Raw genomic sequence first — 16,313 nt, forward strand, 5'->3', positions numbered from 1 at the left:
TCCGTGCTGCCGTTCGACTTGCATGTGTAAGGCATGCCGCCAGCGTTCAATCTGAGCCAGGATCAAACTCTTCAGTTCAAACCTGTTACTGTTTTCGGGCTCTTTCGAACCCGGTCGCTCACTCAACATACTGACGATGATCAATCCGTCTTTCGACAGATAAACCTTCCTCTAATACTGTGTGAGGCTTCTGATACTTTTGCCTTGCAGCAGATCCATACGGATCCGCCGCCGCATTCCGCATCAAGCGCCCACACTTATCGGCTGTTAGTTTTTAAAGATCGATCCGCCCAACCCGCAGCACCTGAACCACCACCCGGCACTGCTTCGTTTGCGTCGCTGCGTCTGCAGCAGAGAAGCGAGATTATGGAGAACTTTCACCGGATCGTCAACAGGTTTTTATCACTTGCTTAACCTGCCCACGCCGCTGAAGCCCTCGTCAACAGAGGCTTCCCGCCTCTCCGCGCCCCGGCGTCCGGAGCACGAAAGAGCGGAATTCTAGTCGCCGCGGCCAGAACTTGCAAGTGATATCCTGGGGTTTTCCTTAGGGGGCCTTTCCCACTCGGCCCGGATCGTCTATCGCTGGCGTTTTGACTTCTGCCGCCACCGTCTGCGCCCCGGATGCGCCGATCGTCCAATCATGCAGCACGGTATGAGCGACCGCCAACAACGTTGGGCCGATGAAAACACCAAGAAACCCAAACGCAAACGCGCCGCCGAGGATGCCAAGCATGACCAGAATCAGGGGCATGTCACTGTTCTTGCCAATCAGGATCGGCTTGATGACGTTGTCCGCCATGCCGACTACAAGCAGACCCCATACAACCAGAAAAATCGCCCATCCAGTCGACCCAACCTGGTAGAGCCAGATCGCTGCCGGCAACCAGACAACGACCGGACCGCCCGGTATCACCGACAGAAAAAACGTCACGAGCCCGAGCAATGCCGGCGCCGGTACGCCTGCCATCCAGAAACCGAATCCCGCGAGAACCCCCTGCACCAGGGCCGTACCAAGAATCCCGTAGACCACACCCTTCACGGTGCTGCCCGCCAGCGCCAGCAGATACTCGGCGCGCTCACCGGCGACTCGACGCATGCCAGCATTCAGCCATGCAGCCGCCCCCTCGCCCCCGGTATAAAAGAAGAACGCAAGCACGATGCTCAGCGCGAGCAGCCCCAGCCCATGCGTCACCGCCAGCGCCGCCGCCAGAATCCACTTGCCAGCCGGCGCGGCAAGCGTGCGCAACTGCGCAATCAGCTCAGAATTGCTGCTGGTCAAGCGCTCCCAAAAAGCTTCGATGCTCGAACCGACCAGCGGAATCCGCTGCACCCAAGGCGGTAGATCGGGCAACCCCGACTCGAACAGTCTTTGCACCAGCGCGACGATCTCGTGAACATGCGTGCCGAACGCGAAACCCGCATAGACGAACGGCCCGAGCACCACGACTAGAATGATCAGCACGATCAAGGTCGCGGCCAGCTTGCGCCGGCCACCAACCACGCCAGTGAGTCGCCGGTAGAGTCCCCAGGAGCTGTAGCTGAGGATCGCGCCCCACAGCAGCGCGGTCGTAAATGGCGCCAGCACTAGCAGCGACCCACCCACGAGCACAATCAACGCGAATACGGCGGCTAGTCGCTCGATTAATTGGTCCGATTTCACGATGGAACTCCTGTTGCGCCAGACGTGGCGATGAAGTGACACACGCCCGTCAGGCGCCCGCTAAACGCCGTAAGTATAGAAGCGAGTCGGGCGTCCGGGGTGTCGTATCCCATCCGGCCAGGGCGTTACGAGTCGCGTGCGACGTGCCAGCGGCGAACGCATTTTTTGAGATGAAAGAGTTCGAATCTGCCCGAAGATTGCCGACCAAGCCATATAGCTGCCTGGAAAAGACTAGAATATAAGGTTCCGTGCCCCCAATTTTTCTGGATTTATGCGCTCGCGAATCGCCAAACGTCTCCCTCCCGACGCCGACAAGCTCGTCGGTCTCTCGCTCGCGCTTTTCGCGTCGGGCAGCCGTACCGAAGATCGCTTCTGGGAAGCGAAGCTCGACGCGCTGCTGGCCAAAGTCGTGCGCAACGCCAACCAGACTACGCTGGACGCCGCGCTCGACCATCTGCAGCAAAACCATCCGGATGCCTACGGCGCGCTGGCCGACATGGCGGAAACGCATAGCGAATCGTTCGTCATCGAACACGAAGGCGTGTCTTACGAAGCGCTGCTGATCGCAGCTCCCGTGCTCGCCTGGACCCGCTACGTGATCCCGTCCGGCCCGCTCAAGTCCGACGCCGCCGACGCCCTGCGCGCACACCTGCAAGCGCACGTGCTCGCCGCGAACACGCGAGTGGCAATGGCTCCGTTCCTGTACAGCATCGACCAGTTGCCGCGCCATCACGTCGAAACCTGGCGCATCGCCCAACAACTTGCGCAAGCCGCGGTCAGCGGCGGCAACGCGAAGCTCAATTTCGGCGATCTGCCGGAGACTTCGCCGATTCTGGCCGATCCGCGCTTTCTGCTTGCCGTAGTCGCCGCGCCCGTCGGCGAAGCGACGTTTCGGTGGCAGGAAGAAGAGCACGGCACGCGGATCGAGCGCGGCCAATGTCTCGAGCAATGGGCCACGCAAGGCGGCGCGAACCTGTCGGTCGTGCTGCCGGGCTGTGAATTCGAATGTCTGCTGCCGGATGCTTACTACTCAGCCTGCCGCGACGCCGACGAAAGCGTGCGTCCGCACACTGTGCGGACCGCCGTGCGTTATCTTTTCGACACCATTGGCGCGGCGCCGCAGGATCTGCGCGCGGTGGTCGCCGGCTTCGGTGAACGGCGCATCGACGAGTACCGCGTCGGCTTCACGCGCAAGGGCAGCAACGATGTGATCTACGGTGTCGTGTGGCCGCTCTACGGCCGCGAAAACGGCGAGGCGGGCATCGACGAGGAGCCGGGAGAAGTGACCGGCTCGGACGAGCCGCTAGAGGAAATCGTCGCGCTGCTGAAGGAAACCGGCATCACGGATGTGCGCCGCCACGCGGGCCGCTTCGAGCCGGAATATTGCGACGACTGCGGCGTGCCGCTGTATGCGGACCCGCTCGGCGAAATCGTCCACGCGGAAATGCCCGAGGACGCCCAGCCCGCGCAACCGCATTTCCACTGATCTCGACGTCGACATCCACGCCTTATCCCGAAAAAGCCCCGTAAAGACGGGGCTTTTTTTGTTCAATGTCCGCTTTTCTTATGCCTTTTGGACAGCCGTCAAAACGGAGGGAATTTGTCATCATAGGCACGGTGACGCATCGCCGTGATCGAGTCAGCTTCACGAGTCCCACAGATGCGTCGCGCCATTTCGCCCGACACATCTGGAGACCCCACAGATGCGTCGCGCCATTTCGCCCGACACATCTGGAGACATGCATGCGCTTCGCGATTCTCAATTCAAATGCAGAACGACGTGATGGACTCAAAGCCTTGCTGCGGCAGATCGACCGGCTGGCGCGCTTCACCGAGGCCGACGAATGGCGTCTGCTCGAACGTCCTTTCAAGCGTTATCGGCCGGATCTCGTCGTAATCGACTGGGAGGACTGGATGTCGGTTGCACAAGTTCGCGCGCTGCTCAGCCACTTTCCCGACCTGCGCATCAGCGTGCTCACCGACGGGACCTTGCCCGCGCTCGTACGTGCGCTGATGGACGAGGGTGTGCTCGGCGTCGTTCCACGCGACACCGATCCCTGCCTGATCGTGCGCGCATTGGAAATGGTGCTGCTCGGCGGTCACTACGTGCCGCCCGGCGCGCTGGCGATCGATCCGCCGCTACCGACCGACACGACGATCCGCACGTTCGATGAAGAAAGTCCGCCGCCCCGCCGCAACAAACTCTCGAGCGGGCTGTCGCCGCGGCAAGAGCAGATCATGCGCTGCGTGCACATGGGCAGCACCAACAAGATGATCGCCCGCACGCTCGGCATTAGCGAAGGCACGGTCAAGATCCACCTGACGAGCATATTCCAGCAACTCGGCGCACCTAATCGCGCCGCCGCGGTCGCGCTTTACAACGGCTGGCTCACGAATCATTTGCAAGTGCTGCGCAACAACGGCGAGCACGGCGCGCGGCCGGTCATACGCGGGCAGCCTGGCCCGGTTCCGCTCCGGCGACGCCAACGCGCGCGCTTCCAGTATCCGTTGCCCGGCAGCGACACCAGCAGCGCGCTGCCGATGGCCGCGGAGCCCGCCACGTCGTACGGTGAAACCTCACACGGCAAGCCCGCGCGGAAGTCGGTCAGGCCGGACTCCGCATGACGCGGGTCGCGCCGCGCGTACGGTTAGAACATCCGCATGTCCGCAGCGGCATGCGCGCAGCGTCGAGGGTGGGCTGGCATGGAATCCGCTCACACCTTTTGTCCTCCAACGAGTAATATGAGACTCATGGGTTTCCTCTACACACCGCTTCCGTTCTGGGTCGCTGTCGGTGGCTGGATTGCCACCGCGATGGTGATCGCGCTCGCGCTGTGGAAAAATCCTTTCAAAAGACTTCAGGACGGCACGCTCCAGCATGTCTGGCTCGCAATAATCGTCGCGGTGTCGGTGCTGTGGGCGAGCAACGCCTGGCTCGACGACGGCACCGTCATGCACCTTCTCGGCGCCACGCTCGTCGTCACGCTATTCGACTGGGGACTCGCCCTGATCGCGATGGCGCTGGTCACGGGCCTCGCCGCCGTTGTCTTCGATGCGCCGTGGCAAGGCATTGCGCTGACGTTCCTCGTGTACGGCGCCCTGCCCGTCGCCGTGTCGACATTGCTCCAGCGCATCTGCACCGCGTGGCTGCCGCGCAACCTTTTCATGTTCATCTTCGGCCAGGGCTTCGTTTCGCCCGCCATCGCCGTGTCCCTCACCGCCGCGGCTGCACTCTGCCTCCATATCGCGGTGTCCGGCGGTTCGATGACCGTGGTGCCGGTCGGCTACGCGCTCAGCGTGCTGCTGCTCGCCACCGGCGAAGCATGGTTCACCGGCATGGCGACCGCGCTGATCGCGGTCTATCGTCCGGCGTGGGTTACCACCTACGACGTGCGGCGCTATCGCCTGGGCGGCCCGCGCACCTGAGAATGCGCGCTTTGGCATCGCGTGCGGCGGATCGGTGATAATCAGCGCCTCGTCGCTGGAGACTTTCCGGGCACGCCCATCAGGACAAGACAGAATATTTGCAGCAACATTGAACTCAACCCTTGCGCGGGGCATCTTATTTGCCTCATCTCCCATTTGCGTCTAAAGAACTAGATGGATCGCACCAATGTACCGAGCCGGTTGCTGCGGGCGATCGGCCGGTTGGCAGCCTGCGCAGCGAGTCTCTCGCTCATCTGCGCGGCTCCCGCATTCGCTGATCAGCTCGAACAGCACAACGACCTCGTCAAACGATTTATCACCGAAATGCACGCGGATCCGCTCGTCGCGGACTGCGCCGCGCATGGCGACTTCGTCGCGAGCACGTCGACCGCGTTCGATCACGTCGAATTTCCGTCCAGTTCGTTCGACAGCGCGCACTCGTCCGTCACGCCGTGGAACGACTCGTTCGACGAAGGCAAGCAGCGCGTCAAGGTGGACAGCATCGTCACCGTCGAAGGCGTCGGTGTGCGCCAGAACAACTCGGGCGAGCCCGCCGATCTGAAATTCCGCTGCGGCTACGTGGGATCGCAAATGCTCGCGTTCAGCTGGAACGACCCGGTACCGCCGAACCGCGCGCGCAGCGAGGGATCGGGCAAGCACAAAAGCGGCAAAGGCAAGCACGCGGTCGGCGGCAAGACGCCAAAGAAGTCGTCGAAATCAGGCTCGGGCCAATCGTCGCGCACGACGTCGAGCAAATCGCCAAACAAGAGCTCGAAGAAGAAGAGCTAACCGCATCTGGCGCTGATCGAGCCGCGCCACCGTCCGATCAGTCGCCCCAATAAAAAAGAGGCACGCACTTTTTCCGTGCGGGCCTCTTTTTTTGTGTTCAGCCGTCCGCTCATTCAGGCGAACGTCTCCACGTGACGCAAAATCGCCTGCAACATTGCGGCGCCAAGCGACGCGCTGCGCTCACCGTTCCAGCCCACGCGTTCGTCGGGCAGATTCGCGTTGTCCTTGAACGGCATTTCCAACGTCAAGGACAGACAGCCGAATTCATTGCCAATGTACTTCGACGCAAGCTTCAACGCATCCTCGCGATACTTGCTCGCCGCATAGCCATACTTGTCCTGAAAATCCGGACTCGCGTGCTTGAACGCGTCGATGAACGCCTTCTGCTCGCGCCCCTGCCGCTCGGTGAAGCCCGGCAGCATTTCGGAGCCCGCGACGAACACATACGGCAAAGCCTCGTCGCCGTGAATATCGAAGAACAGGTCGCAGCCTGTCGCGTGGATCGCGTCGCGCACCACCAGCACCTCGGGACTGCGCGCGGCGTCCGGCTCCATCCATTCGCGGTTCAGGTTTGCGCCGGCCGCGTTGGTGCGCAGATTGCCGCGCACGCTGCCGTCCGGATTCATGTTCGGCACGATGTGAAACACCGCGTGATCGTACAGCTTGCGCGCGACCGGGTCGCCCGCCCAGTCACCCCAGCCCACGAGGCGCTTCACCAACCCTTCGATAAACCACTCGGCCATCGTCTCGCCCGGATGCTGGCGAGCGATCAGCCAGATGTTCTTTTTGGGCGCGGCGTTGGCGGCATCGTCCGCGGGCGGCGTGCCGAGCGTGAGCAGCGAAATCGGCCGCCCTTCGACCGTCTTGCCGAGCTCGGTCAGCGACGCGTGCGGCATCTGCTGCACGGCGCCGAGAAACTCGGCATGTCGCTCCTCGCTGTACGGTTCGAAGTACGCGTAATAAATGCTGTCGAAATCGGGCGTATGGTCGATCGTCAGCACGCGGCCGTCGTACGAGGTCGGCACGCGAAACCAGTTCACGCGGTCATAGCTCGCGACTGCCCGATAGTCGCGCCAGCCCTCCGCGAACGCGCACGCGGCGGCGTTCTCGAAGCTCATCACGCAGCGCTCGCCCGCCGCGCCCGACAGGCGGAAATAGAACCACTGCGCGAACTCGGCGTGGCTGTCGGGCCGCACGCGCAGGCGAATATTGCCGGCGTCCTCGCAGGACAGCACATCGATTGCGCCTGCGTCGAAATTGCTCGTAATCGATAAGGTCATCAGAGTCTTCCCTGCCTGATTGCACGCTGCCTTGTTAGTGCAGCGACATGCTCATTCCGCGACGCGGCGGCGAAATACGAAAGTGGAGTCGTTCGAAGCTTCGGCGCTGAACGCGTAGCCTTCGGTGTCGAAGTCCTTCAGCTGCTCGGGACGCTCGAGGCGGTTTTCCACCGCGAAGCGCGCCATCAAGCCGCGCGCGCGTTTTGCATGGAAGCTGATGATCTTGTAGCGGCCGCCCTTCCAGTCTTCGAACACCGGCGTGACCACCGGCGCGTCGAGCAGCTTCGGCTTGACCGATTTGAAGTATTCGCCCGACGCGCAATTGACCAGCACGCGCGAGGTGTCCGCATTCTTCTTCAACTGCGCGTTCAACGCGTGCGTGATCCGCTCGCCCCAGAACGCGTATAGATCCTTGCCGCGCGGATTGACGAAGCGTGTGCCCATTTCGAGCCGGTACGGCTGCAGCAGATCGAGCGGACGCAGCAGGCCATAGAGGCCCGACAGCACGCGCACATGATTTTGCGCATAGTCGAGATCGGCCGACGACAACGACTTCGCATCGAAACCTTCGTACACGTCGCCGTTGAAAGCGAGCACCGCCTGCTTGGCGTTGTGCGTGCCGAATTGCGGCGACCAGTCCGCGTAACGCTGAAAATTGAGGTGCGCGAGCTGATCGGAAATACTCATCAGCGAAGCGATCTGTTGCGGCGACAAACGGCGCAGGCCGCTGATCAGTTCAGCGGCGTCATCGACGAAATCGGGGATCGTGTGCTTTTTGACGTGCGGCGGGGTGTCGTAGTCGAGCGATTTCGCCGGCGACAGAACGATTATCATAGAGGCTTGCAGGCACGCCGTGCCTGGCGGTCAAAGACGAAAGCCCGATTGTAACGAATGCCCGGTTCCCTCGCCTCAAGCGGCGCGTTGCGCGTCGTACTCGATTCCAATGTGTGGATCGATATTCTCGTATTCGACGACCCGCACACGCGGCCGATCGCCGCCGCGCTCGAAAGTGGCGCGCTTACTGCGCTAATCGACGCGCGTTGCCTCGCCGAGCTCGCCTACGTGCTCGACTATCCACAGTTCGCGCATCGCAACGTCGACAAAGCGGCTGCGCTCGCGGTGGTCGCGCGGCTGGCCCAACTGTTCGAGCCGCCGGGGCCACCCGAGCCGACCGAGTCCTCCGATCACGCCCGGCCACTGCCCCAATGCAAGGATCGCGACGACCAGAAGTTTCTCGAGCTCGCGCATGCGGCACGGGCCGACTGGCTCGTGTCGAAAGACCGTGCGGTGTTGAAGCTCGCGAAACGCATCGCGCGCGATTTCGGCTTCAGGATCGCCCCGCCGGCACCGTTCGCCGCAGAAGTCGGCATCGTGCAGAATGCTGGGGGCGAGGCCGTCAGCGCGTGAAGCCGGCCGCCCGTAGGTAACGCCCACGGCGCGCACAGCGTGTCGCGATTCCCTACAATCAGGCTTCGCCCATCGCAACACAGTTCGAGAATCCGGACAAACCAGGCCAACCTTATCGCCCCGCTACCCACGAAGCCATGAACGCACCGCACGACACGCCCACGAGCCCCACGTTTCCGTCTCGCCTGCCGAACGTCGGCACGACGATTTTCACCGTGATGAGCGCGCTCGCCGCGGAAAAAGGCGCGGTCAACCTGGGTCAGGGCTTTCCCGACTTCGCCTGCGATCCGCGCATCGTCGACGCGGTCGCGAACGCGATGCGCGAGGGCCACAACCAATATCCGCCGATGGCCGGCGTGCTGCCGCTGCGTCAGGCGATTTCGGACAAGATCGCGAATCTGTACGGCCGCCGCTACGACGCGAACAGCGAAATCACCGTGACCGCGGGCGCCACGCAGGCGTTGCTGACCGCGATTCTTTGCACGGTCCATGCGGGCGACGAAGTGATCGTGATCGAACCGACCTACGACAGCTATCTGCCGTCGATCGAACTGGCGGGCGGCAAGCCGGTCTTCGTCACGCTCGACGCACCCGACTACGCAATCCCGTTCGACAAGCTCGCCGCCGCGATCACGCCGAAGACGCGGCTCATCATGATCAACACGCCGCACAATCCGACCGGCACGGTATGGCGCGAACAGGATATGCGCAAGCTCGAGGAGATCGTGCGCGGCACCAACGTGCTGATCCTGTCCGACGAGGTGTACGAGCACATGGTCTACGACGGCGCGCCGCATGAAAGCGTCGCGCGTTACCCGGAACTCGCGCAGCGCAGCTTCGTCGTGTCGAGCTTCGGCAAGACCTACCACGTGACCGGCTGGAAAGTCGGCTATGTGGCCGCGCCCGCCGCGCTGACCGCCGAGTTCCGCAAAGTGCACCAGTTCAACGTGTTCACCGTCAACACGCCGATGCAGATCGGCCTCGCGGATTACATGTTGGACCCGGCGCCGTATGTGGAGCTACCGGCGTTCTATCAGCGCAAGCGCGACTTCTTCCGCGCGGGCCTCGCGAATTCGCGCTTCCGGTTGCTGCCGTGCACGGGCACGTACTTTCAGTGCGTCGACTATTCTGCGATCAGCGACCTGCCTGAAGCCGAATTCGCGCAATGGCTGACCGGCGAGATCGGCGTCGCGGCGATTCCGGTCTCGGCGTTCTATCACGAGGCTCACGAGTCGGGCGTCGTGCGCTTCTGCTTCGCCAAGCAGGAAGGCACGCTCGCTACCGCGCTCGAACGGCTCACGCGGCTCTAGGATGCCTTGCGCGATGCCACGAACGAACCTGCGTTCCTCGCCATCGCGCTTTGCGGCACGGATGTGCCCTTCACACCCATGCGCGCTTCACCGCACTGCCGTCATCCCCTCAGGACGCCCGCGACGCCGCGACACAGGCCTTGCGATCTTCGGTCACGCGCTGCGCAGCCGGCCGCGCGTTGATCGTCTTCACGTAGCTCTTCCAGTCGATCCCTGCTTCGAGCAGAAAATCGCGGCCGTAAATGGTCTGTGTCGCCATACCGACGAGCGGCAGGCTCACGTAACCGGCGGTATCCGCGACGCTGAATTGCTCGCCGCACAGATACGGTGCGAACTTCGCGATCCGCTTGAAGCCGGCGATGTGATGCGTGAGCAGCTTCTCGACGCGCCCTTTCGTCGCGTCGCTGACCGTGCCGCCGAAAAACGCTTCCTTGTACAGATTGCGCACCGTCAACTCGAGATGCACGTCGACGAAGAAGATCATTTCGCGCTCCTTGGCGGCCTGCCACGGATCGGCGGAGAAGATCCGCTTGTCGAGAAAACGCGCGGCCAGGTACTCGACGATGCACTGCGACTCGCACAGATCGCCGTGCTCGGTCTGCAGATATGGCACCTTGCCGAGCGGCGAATGCTCGAGCAGCGCTTCGTCCTGGCTCGGCTTCACGAGGTGCTCCTCGAACTCGATGCCATGCTCGAGCAGCACGAACTTGACCTTGTTGTAGTAGTTGGAAAGTGCAAAACCGCACAGCTTGATCATCGGGCGTCTCCTTGTGTCATGGTGTGTGAGACCGCGCGTCGAGGTCGAAGCAGCGGCTTTCCATCGAATCATCCAAGAAACTGCACGATCGTGCTATTCTAAAATAACCATGGAGTCGGGCATCTCAATGAACTCTCGCAATTTCAGCATCGAGACCATCGGCATCGTCGGCACTGGCGCGATGGGCCGCGGGATCGCGCAGATCGCGGCGCTCGCTGGCCTGCGTGTGCGGCTCTACGACACCAACGCGGCCGCCGTCGGCGCCGCGCGCGACTATCTCGCGGAGACTTTCGCCAAATTGACGGCCAAAGGCAAGCTCGAGCAGTCGCGCTCGCTCGCCGCGCTCGCCAACGTCAGCGGCGTGCAAGCGGTGAGCGAATTGGTCGGCTGCGATCTGATCGTCGAGGCAATCGTCGAAAAGCTCGAGGTGAAGCAGGCGCTGTTTCGCGAGCTCGAAACCGTGGTCAGCGGCCGCTGCATCCTCGCGTCGAATACGTCGTCGCTGTCGATCACCGCGATTGCCGCGGGCTGCACCGATCCGTCACGCGTGGTCGGCTATCACTTCTTCAATCCGGTGCCGCTCATGAAGGTCGTCGAAGTGATCGACGGACTGCGCAGCGACCCCGAGGCCGGCGACGCGCTGATGGATCTCGCCCGCCGTATGGGCCACACGCCGGTGCGCGCGAAGGACATGCCCGGCTTCATCGTCAATCACGCGGGCCGCGGCATGAATACCGAGGGCTTGCGCGTGGCGAGCGAAGGTATCGCGAGCTTTGCGGACATCGATCGCATCATGCGCGAGCAGGCCGGCTTTCGCCTCGGCCCATTCGAACTGCTGGACTTGACCGCGCTCGACGTGTCCCATCCGGTGATGGAGTCGATCTATCACCAGTTCTACGAAGAACCGCGTTACACGCCGTCGCCGATTACGGGCACGCGGCTGTCGGGCGGACTGCTCGGCCGCAAGAGCGGCGAAGGTTTTTATCGCTACGTGGACGGCAAACAACAGGTTCCCGCCGAAGCACCCGCGCCGGCCACGCTGCCGCAAAGCGTGTGGGTCAGCCGGCGCTATCGCGACGCGTATGAGGCCGTCGTGCAACTGGTCGGCAAAGCGGGTGTGAAGCTCGACGAAGGCGCAACGCCCGCCGCCAGTTCGCTGATCGTCGTCACGCCGTTCGGCCACGACGCGACCACCGCAGCGGTCGACGAAGCGCTCGACGCGAGCCGCGTCGTCGCCGTCGACGCACTCTTCCCGCTCGTCGGCGCGCAACGCCGCACGCTGATGACCACGCCGGCCACGACACGCGCCGCGCGCGACAGCGCGCATGCGCTGTTCGCGGCCGACGGCATCCCCGTCACCGTGATCCGCGATTCGACCGGCTTCGTCGCGCAGCGGGTGGTCGCGACAATCGTCAATATCGGCTGCGACATTGCGCAAAAGCAGATCGCAACGCCAGAGGACATCGACCTCGCCGTGATGCTCGGTCTCGGCTATCCGCGCGGACCGCTCGCGCTCGGTGATGCGCTCGGCGCCGCCACCATTCTCACGATCCTGCGCAACATGCACAGCGTGCTCGGCGAACCGCGCTATCGGCCGTCGCCGTGGCTCGCAAGACGCGCGCAACTCGGCCTCTCGCTCACCCAGCGAGACGCCGCCGACATTCAAACGGAGACCCAATCATGAGCGCCGCCCTGCTCGCTTCGCGCCCCGCCAGCAGCGAATCAACGCTGGTCCTCACGCTCTCGAATCCCGGTGCGCGCAATGCGCTGCATCCGGATATGTACGCGGCCGGCATCGAGGCATTCGATACCGTCGAGCGCGATCCGTCGATTCGTGCCGTCGTGATCACCGGCGCCGACAACTTTTTCTGCGCGGGCGGCAACCTGAACCGGCTGCTCGAAAATCGCGCGAAAGATCCGTCCGTGCAGGCCGATAGCATCGACATGCTCGCTCAATGGATCTCGGCGCTGCGCCTGTCGTCGAAGCCGGTCATTGCCGCGGTGGAAGGCGCGGCGGCCGGCGCGGGATTTTCGCTCGCGCTCGCCTGCGATCTGATCGTCGCCGCGGACAACGCCAAGTTCGCGATGTCGTACGCGCGCGTCGGCTTGACGCCCGACGGCGGCGGCTCGTGGTTCCTCGCGCAGTCGCTGCCGCGCCAACTGGCCACCGAGGTACTGATCGAAGCCAAACCGATCGGCGCCGCGCGTCTTCACGAACTCGGCGTCGTCAACCGGCTCACCAAAGCCGGCGCCGCGCTCGATAACGCGCTTGCGTGGGCCGACGAGCTCGGCGCGATTTCGCCCAATTCGGTCTCCCGCATCAAAGGGCTGATCGCCGCGGCCGGCACGCAGCCGCTCGCGGATCAGCTGGTCGCCGAGCGCGACAACTTCGTCGCGTCGCTGCATCATCGCGACGGTCTCGAAGGCATCAGCGCGTTCCTCGAAAAGCGCGCGCCGATTTACAGATAAGCGACGAGAGAGCCGCCCGACATGCCCGACTATCAACTGCCGAAACGGCGCCGCATCTTCCTGATGCGTCACGGCGACGTCACCTACTTCGACGACTCCGGCCGCGCGATCGATCCCGAAACCGTGCCGCTGAACGCGAACGGCCGCGAGCAGGCGAGCGCGGCGGGCCGCGTGTTCGCCGAGCAGCAGGTGCGCTTCAACCGCGTGGTCGTCAGCGGCTTGCCGCGCACGATCGAAACCGCGCGGCGCGTGCTCGTCGAAACGGGTCAGCAGATCGAACCCGAGATCGAGCCCGCATTGCAGGAGATTCGCGGCGGGCGGCTCGGCAGCATTCCGCCGAGCGATATCGAGGCGGCGTTTCTCGGCGTGTTCGACGGCATCGTGCCGGAGAGCATGCGCTTTCTCGACGGCGAAACGATCGGCGAGCTGTTCGATCGCGTGCTCCCGGCCGTCGCGGCGCTGCGCGAGGACACGTCGTGGGACACCCTCCTGCTGGTGCTGCACGGCGGCGTCAATCGCGCGATCCTGTCGCACGCGCTGACGGCGGGCGGCCGCACCTTCTTCGGTCATCTGTCGCAGGCGACCGGCTGCATCAATGCGCTCGACGTCGGCGCCGCGCCGCGCGACTGGGTGCTGCGCATGCTCAACTATTCACCGCCGTCGCCGTTGCATCGCGACGTTCGCAACACCACGATGGAAATCCTCTACGCACAATTCATCCGATTCCAGCGTAGCTGACACCGAACTGGAGGAGACACATGGCGCAAGCCACGCAGACCGGCGAACCCGCAGGCAAACAGGACTACTCGGCTTTCGAGGGCACCCGCCCGGTCAACGAGCGGCAACGTTTCGACCACGACGCGCTCGCCGCGTGGCTGGCCTCACATGTCGACGGCTTCGCGGGACCGCTCACGCTCGAGCAATTCGCGGGCGGACAATCCAATCCCACGTTCAAGCTGATCACGCCAAAGCGCTCGTACGTGATGCGCGCGAAGCCCGGACCCGCCGCGAAGCTGCTGCCGTCCGCGCATGCGATCGAACGCGAATATCGCGTGATGCACGCGCTCGCCGGCACCGACGTGCCGGTCGCGCGGATGCTCGCACTATGCGAGGACGAAAGCGCGATCGGCCGCGCGTTCTACGTGATGGAGTTCGTCGAAGGCCGCGTGCTGTGGGACCAATCGCTGCCCGGCATGACGGCCACCGAGCGCGCTGCAATCTATGACGAAATGAATCGCGTGATCGCGGCGTTGCACAGCGTCGACGTCGCCGCGGCCGGCCTGGCCGACTACGGCAAGCCAGGCAATTACTTCGCGCGCCAGATCGGCCGCTGGAGCAAGCAATATCTGGCATCCGAGACCGAACCGATCGACGCGATGCATCGGCTGATCGACTGGCTGCCGCAGCATATGCCGGCCGAAACGAACGAGCGCGTGTCGGTCGTGCACGGCGACTACCGGCTCGACAACCTGATCTTCGATCGCAACGAGCCGCGCGTGCTCGCGGTGCTCGACTGGGAACTGTCGACGCTCGGCGATCCGCTCGCCGACTTCGCGTATCACTGCATGGCATGGCATGTCGACCCGGCGCAGTTCCGCGGCATCGCGGGACTCGATTGGGCCGCGCTCGGCATTCCCGATGAAGCGCGGTACGTCGAGCGTTATTGCCAACGCACTGGCCTCGAGATTCGTGGCGACTGGAATTTCTATCTGGCCTACAACATGTTCCGCATCGCCGCGATCCTGCAAGGGATCATGAAGCGCGCAGTCGACGGTACCGCGTCGAGCGCGCAGGCGCTGGACGCCGGCCGGCGCGCGAAGCCGATGGCCGAACTGGCCTGGCATTACGCGCAGAAGGTTCTCTAGGCACGAGGGCTCGCCCTGCTTCCGATTATTCGCAGTCCGTTACCCGCGAGGTCCCAGATGAATTTCGATTACACCCCGAAGGTCCAGGCGTTGCGCGAAAAACTGCTCGCCTTTTTCGACGAGCACATTTACCCGAACGAGCAAGCGTTCTATGCGGAGATCGCGCGCAATCGCCAGAACGGCAACGCATGGGTACCCACCGAACTGATCGAACAACTGAAGCAGAAGGCGCGCGATGCCGGCCTGTGGAATCTGTTCCTACCGCAATCGGAGCGCGGAGCCGGCCTGACGAATCTCGAATACGCGCCGCTGTGCGAGATCATGGGCCGCGTGCCCTGGGCGCCCGAAGTGTTCAACTGCAACGCGCCGGACACCGGCAACATGGAGACGATCGAGCGCTACGGCAGCGAAGACAACAAGCGCGAGTGGCTCGAACCGTTGCTGCAAGGGCAGATCCGTTCGGCGTTTCTGATGACGGAGCCGGAGGTCGCGTCGTCGGATGCGACGAATATCCAGACCAGCATCGTGCGCGATGGCGACCACTACGTGATCAACGGCCACAAGTGGTGGTCGTCGGGTGCGGGCGACCCGCGCTGCGCGATCTATATCGTGATGGGCAAAACCGATCCCGACGCGCCGCGCCATCAGCAGCAGTCGATGATCCTCGTGCCCGCCGACGCGACCGGCATCACCGTGCATCGTCCGCTCACGGTGTTCGGTTACGACGACGCGCCGCACGGCCACATGGAGATCACGCTCGACAACGTGCGCGTACCCGCCACCAACCTGCTGCTCGGCGAAGGCCGCGGCTTCGAAATCGCGCAAGGCCGTCTCGGCCCGGGGCGCATCCATCACTGCATGCGCCTGATCGGTCTCGCCGAACGCGCGCTCGAACTGATGGCTAAGCGCTCGCTGCAACGTGTCGCGTTCGGCAAGCCGGTTGCGTCGCAAGGCGTCACGCAGGAGCGTCTCGCCGAAGCGCGCTGCATGATCGAGCAGGCGCGTCTGCTCACGTTGAAGACCGCGTATATGATGGACACCGTCGGCAACAAGGGCGCGCGCGGCGAGATCGCGATGATCAAGGTGGTCGCGCCGAACATGGCGTGTCAGGTGATCGACTGGGCGATTCAGGCGCACGGCGGCGGCGGTGTCAGCGACGATTTCCCGCTCGCGTATGCGTATGCGTCGGCGCGCACGCTGCGTTTCGCCGACGGCCCCGATGAAGTGCACCGCAACGCGATCGCCAAGCTCGAACTCGCGCGTCATATGGATGCGGGTGCGGCGGCTCGCGTGGAAATGCCGGTCACGCGGGTTTGAGTGCTTCGGCCCAAAGCGAGTGCGGCCGTTGAG

The 16,313-nt window shown here is 63.6% G+C and carries 15 protein-coding genes and 1 rRNA gene; 11 read left to right on the top strand and 5 right to left on the bottom strand.

Going from position 1 to position 16,313, the window contains the following annotated elements:
- Window positions 1–78 (bottom strand): 16S ribosomal RNA (locus AB4Y34_RS17115); the annotation flags it as partial.
- Window positions 79–544: 466 nt separating this feature from the next.
- Window positions 545–1,660, bottom strand: a complete 1,116-nt coding sequence (locus tag AB4Y34_RS17120; protein WP_176380859.1) for an AI-2E family transporter — start codon at window positions 1,658–1,660, stop codon at window positions 545–547.
- A 271-nt stretch (window positions 1,661–1,931) separates the two neighbouring features.
- Here AB4Y34_RS17120 and AB4Y34_RS17125 point away from each other — a divergent pair, with 271 nt between their 5' ends.
- The 4 genes from AB4Y34_RS17125 (at window position 1,932) to AB4Y34_RS17140 (ending at window position 5,875) form a co-directional block, all read left to right on the top strand.
- Window positions 1,932–3,146 (top strand): DUF2863 family protein, encoded by a 1,215-nt coding sequence (locus AB4Y34_RS17125; protein ID WP_368716699.1) that lies wholly within the window; start codon window positions 1,932–1,934, stop codon window positions 3,144–3,146.
- Window positions 3,147–3,403: 257 nt separating this feature from the next.
- A complete protein-coding gene (locus AB4Y34_RS17130) occupies window positions 3,404–4,285 on the top strand; it encodes a LuxR C-terminal-related transcriptional regulator (protein ID WP_368716700.1) in 882 nt (293 codons plus the stop codon).
- Between the two features lie 126 nt (window positions 4,286–4,411).
- The gene (locus tag AB4Y34_RS17135) at window positions 4,412–5,086 is read left to right on the top strand and encodes an energy-coupling factor ABC transporter permease (RefSeq protein ID WP_176380858.1); all 675 of its coding nucleotides are present in this window, start codon (window positions 4,412–4,414) and stop codon (window positions 5,084–5,086) included.
- A 174-nt stretch (window positions 5,087–5,260) separates the two neighbouring features.
- Window positions 5,261–5,875, top strand: a complete 615-nt coding sequence (locus AB4Y34_RS17140) for a BspC domain-containing protein (RefSeq protein WP_176380843.1) — start codon at window positions 5,261–5,263, stop codon at window positions 5,873–5,875.
- A gap of 113 nt (window positions 5,876–5,988) precedes the next feature.
- On the opposite strand, the gene AB4Y34_RS17145 is transcribed toward AB4Y34_RS17140, so the two are convergent.
- Both AB4Y34_RS17145 and yaaA read right to left on the bottom strand, forming a co-directional pair.
- Complete coding sequence (locus tag AB4Y34_RS17145) at window positions 5,989–7,155, bottom strand: carboxypeptidase family protein (RefSeq protein ID WP_176121333.1); 1,167 nt, start codon at window positions 7,153–7,155, stop codon at window positions 5,989–5,991.
- Window positions 7,156–7,206: 51 nt separating this feature from the next.
- Window positions 7,207–7,989, bottom strand: a complete 783-nt coding sequence (gene yaaA, locus AB4Y34_RS17150) for a peroxide stress protein YaaA (RefSeq protein WP_368716701.1) — start codon at window positions 7,987–7,989, stop codon at window positions 7,207–7,209.
- A gap of 57 nt (window positions 7,990–8,046) precedes the next feature.
- On the opposite strand from yaaA, the gene AB4Y34_RS17155 reads away from it, so the two are divergent.
- Window positions 8,047–8,562 carry a putative toxin-antitoxin system toxin component, PIN family gene (locus tag AB4Y34_RS17155; RefSeq protein WP_176380840.1) on the top strand — a complete coding sequence of 172 codons (516 nt, stop codon included), beginning with the start codon at window positions 8,047–8,049 and terminating at the stop codon, window positions 8,560–8,562.
- Between the two features lie 137 nt (window positions 8,563–8,699).
- Complete coding sequence (locus AB4Y34_RS17160) at window positions 8,700–9,872, top strand: pyridoxal phosphate-dependent aminotransferase (protein WP_368716702.1); 1,173 nt, start codon at window positions 8,700–8,702, stop codon at window positions 9,870–9,872.
- 109 nt (window positions 9,873–9,981) lie between these two features.
- Here the strand turns inward: AB4Y34_RS17160 and AB4Y34_RS17165 are convergent, their stop codons facing one another.
- Window positions 9,982–10,629 (bottom strand): glutathione S-transferase, encoded by a 648-nt coding sequence (locus AB4Y34_RS17165; protein ID WP_368716703.1) that lies wholly within the window; start codon window positions 10,627–10,629, stop codon window positions 9,982–9,984.
- Window positions 10,630–10,756: 127 nt separating this feature from the next.
- On the opposite strand from AB4Y34_RS17165, the gene AB4Y34_RS17170 reads away from it, so the two are divergent.
- From AB4Y34_RS17170 to AB4Y34_RS17190, 5 genes are read left to right on the top strand one after another with little or no spacing between them, the layout of a single operon-like run.
- Complete coding sequence (locus tag AB4Y34_RS17170; RefSeq protein ID WP_176380837.1) at window positions 10,757–12,313, top strand: 3-hydroxyacyl-CoA dehydrogenase; 1,557 nt, start codon at window positions 10,757–10,759, stop codon at window positions 12,311–12,313.
- Window positions 12,310–13,098, top strand: a complete 789-nt coding sequence (locus tag AB4Y34_RS17175) for an oxepin-CoA hydrolase, alternative type (RefSeq protein ID WP_176366877.1) — start codon at window positions 12,310–12,312, stop codon at window positions 13,096–13,098. Before AB4Y34_RS17170 ends, AB4Y34_RS17175 begins: the two co-directional genes overlap by 4 nt.
- 21 nt (window positions 13,099–13,119) lie before the next feature.
- Window positions 13,120–13,836: a histidine phosphatase family protein gene (locus AB4Y34_RS17180; protein ID WP_368716704.1), complete on the top strand. Its 717-nt coding sequence runs from the start codon at window positions 13,120–13,122 to the stop codon at window positions 13,834–13,836.
- Window positions 13,837–13,856: 20 nt separating this feature from the next.
- A complete protein-coding gene (locus AB4Y34_RS17185; RefSeq protein WP_368716705.1) occupies window positions 13,857–14,963 on the top strand; it encodes a phosphotransferase in 1,107 nt (368 codons plus the stop codon).
- Between the two features lie 57 nt (window positions 14,964–15,020).
- Window positions 15,021–16,280: an acyl-CoA dehydrogenase family protein gene (locus tag AB4Y34_RS17190; protein ID WP_368590383.1), complete on the top strand. Its 1,260-nt coding sequence runs from the start codon at window positions 15,021–15,023 to the stop codon at window positions 16,278–16,280.
- Window positions 16,281–16,313 lie beyond the last annotated feature (33 nt).

It is taken from the genome of Paraburkholderia sp. BR10954 (assembly GCF_040965775.1).
Classification (GTDB): Bacteria; Pseudomonadota; Gammaproteobacteria; order Burkholderiales; family Burkholderiaceae; genus Paraburkholderia; species Paraburkholderia youngii.